Raw genomic sequence first — 2,081 nt, forward strand, 5'->3', positions numbered from 1 at the left:
TGCGGGCATTTTCTTCCGGTGTGCGTTTCTTTCTTGCCATAATAAAACCTCCACTGTGGTGCTTCTATTATACACCACCTTGGAGGTTTACACAAAATATGGGATGGTCTCGCCGGAACCCATCACGGTAACTTCAACTGTAAAGATCCCCAGTGTGACACCTGACCCGTCGCCGACCCCTGATCCGTCGCCGACCCCTGATCCGTCGCCGACACCTGACCCGTCGCCGACACCTGACCCGCCGCCGACCCCTGACCCGTCGCCGACACCTGATCCATCGCCGACCCCTGACCCGTCGCCGACCCCTGATCCGTCGCCGACCCCTGATCCGTCGCCGACACCTGACCCGTCGCCGACACCTGACCCGTCGCCGACACCTGATCCATCGCCGACCCCTGATCCATCGCCGACACCTGATCCGTCGCCGACCCCTGATCCGTCGCCGACCCCTGACCCGTCGCCGACACCCGACCCGTCGCCGACCCCTGATCCGTCGCCGACCCCTGACCCGTCGCCGACACCCGACCCGTCGCCGACCCCTGACCCGTCGCCGACACCTGATCCATCGCCGACCCCTGACCCGTCGCCGACACCTGATCCATCGCCGACCCCTGATCCATCGCCGACACCAAGTAATCGGACTAACACATCTGTTCCCCAAACGGGAGATACTTTCCATATTGGTGTTTGGGCGACCATTCTAATGTCTTCGCTTATAGCGATCATTCTGTTGTGTTGGTTTGAACTCCGACATCGTAAGCAAAAACACAGACGGTGACTCTTGAGAAGCTTTATAGGTATGGAACAAAGAAAAGAACGGGTGTCGCAGTATACCCGTTCTTTTCTTAACTCAGGGGAATAGCTCTACGGAGAGGTCCTAAGACACAATCGTCATTTCAAGGAGGCAGGGAATCTTTTGTATAACCAAAGTCGAAAAAAAATCAGGGACCTTGTTATTCCCTCTTTGCTTGTCCTTTTAGGAGCAATCGCAATATTATCTTGTGTTATGTTGCTCTCCAAAATCTGTGAGGCAAAACGAGAGCAGACAGCTTTTGATGAATTATCTAAGATCGTCACATCCTATCATAAAAAGGAAAGCCAAAACAGCGAAGTTAACTTTCCTTCTGGGCGTTTCGATAGTACCGTCCAGGAAGGAGAACTGTATATTAGTCCATATGCTGAACTAGCGCAAAGAAATACCGACTTCGCTGCGTGGCTGCAAATACCAGGAACAGAAATAGATTATCCTGTCATGTTCACTCCAGACAATCCGGAGTATTACTTGCGTCGCGCTTTTGATCGATCTGATTCACAAAGTGGGACGCCTTTTATTGGGGCTGATGCCTCTTTAGACAGCGACTGCTTGATCATCTATGGCCATAATATGAAAAGTGGTTCAATGTTCGGTACGCTGGAAAGATATGAGACTCTGGAATTTTGGAAATCTCAAAAGACTTTCACACTTGATACTTTAAGCGAACATCGTGAATATGAAGTTTTTGCCGTTGTGAAAACCAAAATTCTTGCAGAAGACACTTTGGACTTTCAATATTATCGCTATGCTGGAGAACTGAATAATTCAAGATTTTCAGAACTGGCGGAGTTCCTACTGGAGCAGTCGCTATATGATACAAAAATCCAACCTATTTATGGGAACCAAATCCTTATCCTTTCAACTTGCAGCTACCACACAAAAAACGGACGGCTTATCGTAGCCGCACAAAGATCCAACTGAATCGCTTAAATGTAATTATATCGCATTTGAATCAGCTTCACCAATCTCTGTTTGAAATCTTGATATGCTTATTTTTCGTATAACAGATTTCGTAGTGCAGAGATACGAAAGGAGATATTATGGCATTTAGTGAACAAGAACTTATAACGATCCGCCAAACTATGATTAATAAAGCCCTTCAGTGTGCGCTTTCTGTCGGTATGAGACGAACCTCCCTAGAAGTCATTACTGAGACTTCTAAGGAACCTCTGAATAAAAGCCTTTATCCTGTTTCTACTCAATGTATTAGCCGCCATTTGCGCTTGGTTAAGGTGATTTCAGTGCAAAATAGCCATTATTTATCTGC

At 48.1% G+C, this 2,081-nt stretch carries 3 protein-coding genes; 2 read left to right on the forward strand and 1 reads right to left on the reverse strand.

Annotation, left to right across the window (positions count from 1 at the left end; genetic code table 11):
- Window positions 1-87: 87 nt before the first annotated feature.
- Window positions 88-726: a hypothetical protein gene (locus tag ACTNBK_RS16920; RefSeq protein WP_441147848.1), complete on the reverse strand. Its 639-nt coding sequence runs from the start codon at window positions 724-726 to the stop codon at window positions 88-90.
- Between the two features lie 190 nt (window positions 727-916).
- Here ACTNBK_RS16920 and ACTNBK_RS16925 point away from each other — a divergent pair, with 190 nt between their 5' ends.
- The gene (locus ACTNBK_RS16925; protein WP_441147850.1) at window positions 917-1,735 is read left to right on the forward strand and encodes a class B sortase; all 819 of its coding nucleotides are present in this window, start codon (window positions 917-919) and stop codon (window positions 1,733-1,735) included.
- 119 nt (window positions 1,736-1,854) lie between these two features.
- Window positions 1,855-2,081, forward strand: a 227-nt coding sequence (locus tag ACTNBK_RS16930) for a hypothetical protein (RefSeq protein ID WP_441147852.1), incomplete at its 3' end; no start/stop codon positions are given.

This window comes from Intestinimonas sp. HCP28S3_D6 (assembly GCF_052065695.1).
GTDB lineage: Bacteria > Bacillota > Clostridia > Oscillospirales > Oscillospiraceae > Intestinimonas.